Origin of the sequence: Lentilactobacillus dabitei (assembly GCF_019061365.1) — a bacterium.
Taxonomy (GTDB): Bacteria; Bacillota; Bacilli; order Lactobacillales; family Lactobacillaceae; genus Lentilactobacillus; species Lentilactobacillus dabitei.
Window position 1 is genome coordinate 20,937 of sequence record NZ_JAHPPD010000028.1, and the last position, 6,923, is coordinate 27,859.

At 38.9% G+C, this 6,923-nt stretch carries 5 protein-coding genes and 1 pseudogene; 3 read left to right on the plus strand and 3 right to left on the minus strand.

What is annotated here, in order from left to right:
• Window positions 1–143: 143 nt before the first annotated feature.
• Window positions 144–1,253 (minus strand): replication initiator protein A, encoded by a 1,110-nt coding sequence (locus tag KTE19_RS05970; RefSeq protein WP_217341841.1) that lies wholly within the window; start codon window positions 1,251–1,253, stop codon window positions 144–146.
• 1,062 nt (window positions 1,254–2,315) lie between these two features.
• Here KTE19_RS05970 and KTE19_RS05975 point away from each other — a divergent pair.
• The 3 genes from KTE19_RS05975 to KTE19_RS05985 all read left to right on the plus strand — a co-directional run bounded on the left by KTE19_RS05975 (window position 2,316) and on the right by KTE19_RS05985 (window position 5,944).
• On the plus strand, window positions 2,316–3,125 hold the full coding sequence (locus KTE19_RS05975; protein WP_054656131.1) for a ParA family protein: 810 nt from the start codon (window positions 2,316–2,318) through the stop codon (window positions 3,123–3,125).
• Window positions 3,126–3,139: 14 nt separating this feature from the next.
• Entirely contained in the window at window positions 3,140–3,493 is a 354-nt protein-coding gene (locus KTE19_RS05980; RefSeq protein ID WP_054736602.1) for a hypothetical protein, read from the plus strand.
• A 537-nt stretch (window positions 3,494–4,030) separates the two neighbouring features.
• The gene (locus tag KTE19_RS05985) at window positions 4,031–5,944 is read left to right on the plus strand and encodes a S53 family peptidase (protein WP_217341842.1); all 1,914 of its coding nucleotides are present in this window, start codon (window positions 4,031–4,033) and stop codon (window positions 5,942–5,944) included.
• 186 nt (window positions 5,945–6,130) lie between these two features.
• Here KTE19_RS05985 and KTE19_RS05990 read toward each other — a convergent pair.
• Both KTE19_RS05990 and KTE19_RS05995 read right to left on the minus strand, forming a co-directional pair.
• Window positions 6,131–6,385: pseudogene (locus tag KTE19_RS05990) on the minus strand (RNA-guided endonuclease TnpB family protein); the annotation flags it as partial.
• Between the two features lie 6 nt (window positions 6,386–6,391).
• On the minus strand, window positions 6,392–6,923 hold a 532-nt coding region (locus tag KTE19_RS05995; RefSeq protein ID WP_217341843.1), incomplete at its 5' end, for an IS5 family transposase.

The window sequence follows — 6,923 nt, forward strand, 5'->3', positions numbered from 1 at the left end:
GCTCCTTTCACATTCGCTTAGTTCAGTCATCGCCTGTTCAACCACTTAAGGCCCCTATTTTTGTTTCTAAGTGATTTTAAAGGAGTTTTAATATAATTATGCACTGCAACGCTTAAAACGGCTTAAATGAGCTCATATGACGTTTAATTCCAAGAGCGCTCATTGTCAGTGTTCTGTTCTTCGGGATGTTTGGCAGCATATTCTCTAGCCGCTTGTTTATTCCACCAAATCCCAAATAGGTTTTGCATGGTGCCGTACAAGTAGTTTTCAACGTTCTTGATGTGCTTCTCATTGCTTCTCAGGGCGTTAAAGTAGCGTCTCAAGGCTTTAGTCATCAAAGGTTTAAGTTCTTCGTCGTCAAGCGGGATTAGAACCCCAATATCTTGATGATCCTTTTCAACTCGGTACTTAGCATTTAAGATAATGCCAATAAACCGGCGCATTTGTTGTGGGGTTCGGCACCAAAAGCTAAGTAGTTGCACAGCTTCGGGTTCTAAGAAAACTGGTAACCCACTATCTTCATCAGTTAGGAAGTCATTAGCATGGTTCACCAAATCCTGGTTTTGCTTTTCTAGTTCTGCTGGTGAGAAATGAGCTGTGGAAAAGTCCAACTTTTGAGTATCTATATTGTATCTATTAGTATCTATGTTTTTAAAGTCTTTATATAGATCGTGTCCGATTTTCGGATTTTCGCTCGTAGCAAGGGTTTGCGGGGTGTCGTCAACGAACTTTTGCGAACGTCCGATTTTCGGATTTTCGCTCGTAGCAAGGGTTTCAACGGTCTCTCGCGAACGTCCGATTTTCGGATTTTCGCTCGTAGCAAGGGTTTGCGGCTCTTTTTGGGCATATTCACCGCGTAAATAGACGTCCGTTGACTGCATATCTAGTTCGGCCAGGTAAAGTCGATTGGGTTCGTTTTTGCCAGTTTTGGGATTGAAATGCATGGCTTTTTGATAAAGTAGTCCTGCACGTTCCAAGTCTTTTTTCACGGCTGCTAGCTTATCATTTGAGCAGTCGAATAAATCTTTAAGTTCTTGATTGGTAAAAATAAAGTAGACGTGCCCTTCCTCATCAATCCAGTGATTGCGTAAAGAATACTCTAGCCGGTCTTTTAGTACCATATAAGCCAATTTAGCGTCACTACTTAAATGTTTGTATTGCTCGCCATACATTAATACCTTAGGGAACTGGAAAAATAAGGCTCCATATACGCTATTGGCGTCATAATAATTGAAATCTGTTGATTTTGTCATAATAAAAACTCCCTTTCTTGACGGACACACACTGTCTCAAAGGAGAGTTGCTAAAACATTCGACTTGATTTAAAATACAAGTCTGATATGCTCTAACTGAATTACAAAGCCTCACGGATAAATGAATGCTTTGTAATTTACCAGCATGTGTCTATTTCTTGGTTGCCCAGTCGGCAACTTTTTTAATTTCTAACAACAAAAAATGGACTAAATAGCTTCGGTTAGCTACTTAGTCCATTGGATTTAATTTGTTTTTAATTATCCCTCACTTGTCCTTGGGGACTGGTTTGCGGTATAATTAACCTACAAATTAAGAACAATGTTCAGTCGATTTTTTCCGCCAAGTCAAAGTCGACTGAATCTAAGTAGCTGGCTGATAGCTACTTACTAAACCAAAAGTCTCTGATTCCTCGTGAATTGGGGACTTTTTCGGTTTAGTTTGATCTCTTTATTCGGTTGCTAAATTAACTTTAGTCTAGCATAGCGCTTACTGACCACGTATTTGGCCTTGTACTCTCCTTGTCAGTTTTCGGTTGGAACCAATACGCGATAGAAGGTACTGTTGAACATTCGAGTAACATAAACGCTTCTGGATATCTAAGTAAGTATCTGTCGAAAGCACTGAAAATCAATAGCAGAATGAAATTGCATAAAAATGATTAAATATCTTATAAGTTATAAAAAAACAGCACTATCAGGATTTACACGTTAAAAGATCTATAAAGTGTAGTGACCTGTATAATTGACTAAAAGTTATTGGGGAATGATTTTTAAGCAATGATCTTTTTGTTTGTTTTGTTGAGAAACCACTTAACGTGACCTTTTTTGATCACGCTTAAATCATAATCTTCATTGGATAAGAAGTAAATAAGCAAATTAAATTTCTATAGAAATGTTGTGATAATATAGAATTATAAAGTTATAGTTCTATAGAACTATAAAACTGATTTTAAACTAATCTTGCACTATTCCTAATATTAAGCTACTATAGTTCTATAGAAATTCAATTCTATAAAGCTATGTTTCTATAGATTTTGAATAAAATAAAAGGAGGATAAATTTATGGCAATTACGATTACTACCGGAAACTTTAAAGGTGGTGTGGGCAAAACAACTAATGCTGTGATGATTTCTTACATACTATCAAAGCATAATAAAAAAACATTACTTGTTGATCTTGATCCCCAAGCAAATGCAACGGATTTACTTTTTACCACTATGGAAGCCATTTATGATATTAAACCAGACTTTGAAGAGACATTAGAAACTGCGCTAATCAGCGGTAATCTACAAAAGGCCTTAGTTCATGTTAAAGATAATTTAGATTTGCTACCGTCATATCAAGATTTACAAGGATATGAAAAATATTTAAATGAAACTTTTGCTGATGATTATACACAGGACACTTACCTAGCAAAACTGCTCAGCCCATTGAAAGAAAAATATGATTACATTATTTTAGACGTTCCACCGCAGTTAAATAAATTTACTGATTCAGCGCTTGTGGCAAGTGATTTTGTAATTATTATTTTACAAACTCAAGAAAGATCATTAACAGGCGCTGAAACCTATGCTGAACACTTAATTAATTTGAAGGACGACTATAAGCTCGGATTGGATTTATTAGGTGTTTTACCGGTTTTGCAACAAAACGGGAACAATCTAGATCTTGATGTCTTAGATGATGCAATTGATAGTTTCGGAAAAGCCAACATGTTCAAACAACGGATTAGACAAATGGCTAGGTTAAAGAGATTTGATCGAACTGGTATTACTGATAGGTCTAAGGATATAAATGATATTCGAGTAATGAGTGTTTACGAAAATGTTGTCAACGAAATCAAAGAACGAATCACTAAATTTAATGAATAAGGAGAGATCATATTATGAGTGAAAAGTCACTGGGATTGAATGGCTTAGGCAAAATTAGGAAGAATAAAACATTCCGCCCAGAACGGATAGAACCTAAGGTATCTGAAACCATACGAAGATCTTTACCAGACGACCAAATTTTAATGCACTATACTAGAAAGTTGAAAGCTAAAGACACGCCAAAATCTGTTCAAACACAAATTGATACTCACATGGCGATTAAACAAATCGGGATTGTTGAAAACAAAAAGAACTATGAAGTTATTAATGAACTTGTTGAAAAATATATAAATGATATGCCGGATACCAAGAAAAAACTTGTGATGGAATTCGTTCGGCAGGTTCAGCGAAATATGCCTGAAGAATGATGATTATTCTTCTATAGAATTATAGATATATAGAAATATGATTCTATAGATATAGGAATGACTATTGGTAGATAGCATCAAGAATCTTGTGTACATAAAGGGGTCAATGGAACATCCATACGAAAAGTAGCGGTAGGATCCCGAACAAAAAATCAGAAACGTTGATTTAACAGCGTTTCTGATTTCTTATATTGGCTTTATTTAAAAAGAGCTCTGGAAACCTATAGTCCGTTCAACGTCTTGGCTGACACAACGAGTAACAATCTTTATTACACTGGTCAACCTGGTAAAATTTATAATCAGGCCAGCGGACTTGGAACCATTAACTTTGCAAAGCTAAATGCCAAGTTCAATAGTGAAGGCACTGCTAATTAAACCAATATCCGAGAAACAAGTGAATATGATTTAAATGAGGTTGGGAAATCGAGAAGTTGATTTTCCAACCTCGTTTTATCGATTGAACCAAAATCACAAAACACATCTGGCGTATTCAATAAATGAGACTGTTATAATTAAACTAGATTATTTTAGAAAAGAGTGATTATTTTGAGGGGAAAACAACTTATTATTGCGACCTTAAGCGGTTTTCTGGTTCTGGGAACTGGTTTTACCGCTAATGCCAAGGCCAAAAAAGCAGACAATCGATCAACCGTCGTTAACGTTGCTTTTAAAGCATCCAACGAAACCGACTTAACCAATTACGTTTATGATACGGTTGATCCCAATTCGATCAACTATCATCACTATCTAACGCCAAAACAATTTGCGCAAAAATTTGGTGAACCAAATGCCTATCTCTCAATGTTTAAAGAATATCTACACAAACGTCATATAAGGACTGCCGTTTATCGCGGAAACCTTGCTTTAAAACTTCGTGGTACCCAAAACAATATGGATCGGGCATTTCACGCCAACTATCATCCAAGAAAAGGGACACCTTCAAGAACGACTTACCGACTGCCAGCTAAGTTGGCCAAACAAGTTGTAGCGGTTATAGGCCTTTATACAGGAAAGCCCACTTCAAAAAGGACCGCCCATTCAAAAACCGCTTTAACAGCCGCTTTAGGTCATAAACCGAATACAGCCCTTCTTCCCGATGCCTTTTCGAAGAAATACGGCCCTTTAAAATTTGCAAATCACTATCAGCTAACCAGTCTTTACGATAACGGGCTTGAAGGTCAAGGACAGCGTATCGGCATTATCAGTGATAGTATTGTTCACAATCAGGATTTAAAAATCTATTGGGCACAAAACGGTATCCATGACAATCCAAACCGAATTCACCGTATCTATACAATTGATAATCGAAAAGCAATGCAAAAAGAATCCAAAATCGGTGGAACTATTCCCAAAACAGAGGCTGCCCTTGATGTTGAATCTGCAAGCTCTGTGGCACCCAAAGCCGATATCGATATCTACAGTGGCGATTCCAATAATAATTTGACCAGCCTTCCAAGCGTTTATTACACATCGTTTATGCAGGCGATTTCTAATGACCTTGATCATCAAATTTCTACCAGTTATTCGCCCGCGATAGAGTCTCTTGGCGGTTGGGATGATCATAGTGCAACCCTTGCCAACTACAACCATGCGCTAAATTTAATGTTTGAGCAGGCAGCAACCGAAGGCATTACCGTTTTTCAAGCTAGTGGCGATTCAGGACCATATGCGATGGGCGGACTAAAAGAACAACATTCCTTTTCTACATCCCCCTATCAAGTAATTGTTGGTGGAACAACTTTACCATACACACAGAAGATCCATCACAAAACGATTACAGTTACCAAGGAACGGGCATTAGGCGATATTGACCATCCATCCGAACCCGTCTTTGGCGGTTTTTACGAGATCCTAAAGGGGATTTTCCATGGGAGTGGCGGTGGCTTTTCCGCATTAAACCCAACACCACGCTACCAACAGGGTATTCCAGGCGTAAACACCTTTAGAGCGATTACCTTGTTAAATTACCGTCCCCAAACCCATCTTTACACCATTAATCCTCATCCAAAGATTCTGACAGGTACGCATACTGGCCGAAATTTACCGGATGTCTCTGGAAATGCGGACAAGCAAACCGGATACGCCACCTATTTTTCCAGTGACATGTCTACCGGATCGGATTCAAAAGGTAAGCCCATTTTGAAAAAATATTGGCTCATCGGTGGTGGTACCAGTTATACCTCTCCTCAAATGGCGGCAGCTAACGCCATCATGAACAGCGGCCGGACGACGTCAATCGGTTTCTGGAATCCACAAATTTATAAATTTGCACAACAAACAGATACACCATTCAATCCTTTAAACGACGCCAATAATAACAATAATCTATTCTATACCGGTCAACCAGGAACCTTATATAATCAAGCAACCGGACTTGGTACAATTAACTTCGACAAACTTTATCAAGATTTCAATAACCAAGATGCACGTCATCATTTGCCAGACAAATAAACGGCCAACACCCAAGCTCGGAAACAATTTTTCGAGCTTTTTTTAGTCTCAATTTTGATACCGTTTTGTGAACTACTCGGTCATGAATGACCGAGCTTCTGGGAACACGAAGTAGTATTTAGGCTGTTACATCGGTATGCCGAAAACCTAACTTACAGAACCTCGCTCTTTTACCACGGCTAGTTCCTAACCAATAGCTTTTAGTCCGCAATTAAGGATATTAACTGCCGCATTAATATCGCGGTCGTGGTGCGTCCGACATTCAGAACACGTCCATTCCCGAATAGCTAAAGGCTTGGGGCCGTCATTCTGACCGCACGCTGAACAGATTCGGGAAGTGTTTTTAGCGCTCACTACCACTAATTGCTTACCATACCAGGCACACTTGTATTCCAGCATGGTCCGGAATTGAGACCAACCGGCGTTAGCGATTGACTTAGAAGCTGTCTAAAATCTCTTAAGTAATAGTGCTAAAAACGCTAAAACGACCATTTGCAGACTGGTGGTTAATTGACGTTCACAATTTTTCCAGAGCCGACGATATTTTTCCAACCAGCTAAACGAGCGTTCAATGATCCAGCGTTGTGGCAACACTTCAAATTTATGTAACTCATTTCGTTTGGCGACTTGGGTGGTCGCTTTTAAATTAAGCTGGACATCCATGGCAAAATTGCGGCCACTGTAACCACCATCAACCAATACGCTTTGAACCCGGCGTAAGTTTTCGGCGTTTAAGGCTAACATGGCACTGGCCCCGTCACGGTCAGAAACATTGGCCCGCGTTAAATGAATGGCTTGCGGGAAGTCGTTGATATCCACTGCCAGATGGCGCTTAATTCCGGAAATTTTCTCACCGGCATCATAGCCCTTATTCTCGGCAGTTTCGGTATTTTTAACACTCTGAGCGTCAACGATAATAAAGGAAGTTAAAGCTGAACGTCCTTGGTAAGTTCGCCGAGCAATGACAATTTTTTTAAAA

What these genes read in the sequence shown, in the direction of transcription:
- KTE19_RS05980 (WP_054736602.1), top strand. Translation starts at nt 3,140, where the DNA reads ATGAGTGAAAAGTCACTGGGATTGAATGGCTTAGGCAAAATTAGGAAG.
- KTE19_RS05970 (WP_217341841.1), bottom strand. Translation starts at nt 1,253, where the DNA reads ATGACAAAATCAACAGATTTCAATTATTATGACGCCAATAGCGTATAT.
- KTE19_RS05975 (WP_054656131.1), top strand. Translation starts at nt 2,316, where the DNA reads ATGGCAATTACGATTACTACCGGAAACTTTAAAGGTGGTGTGGGCAAA.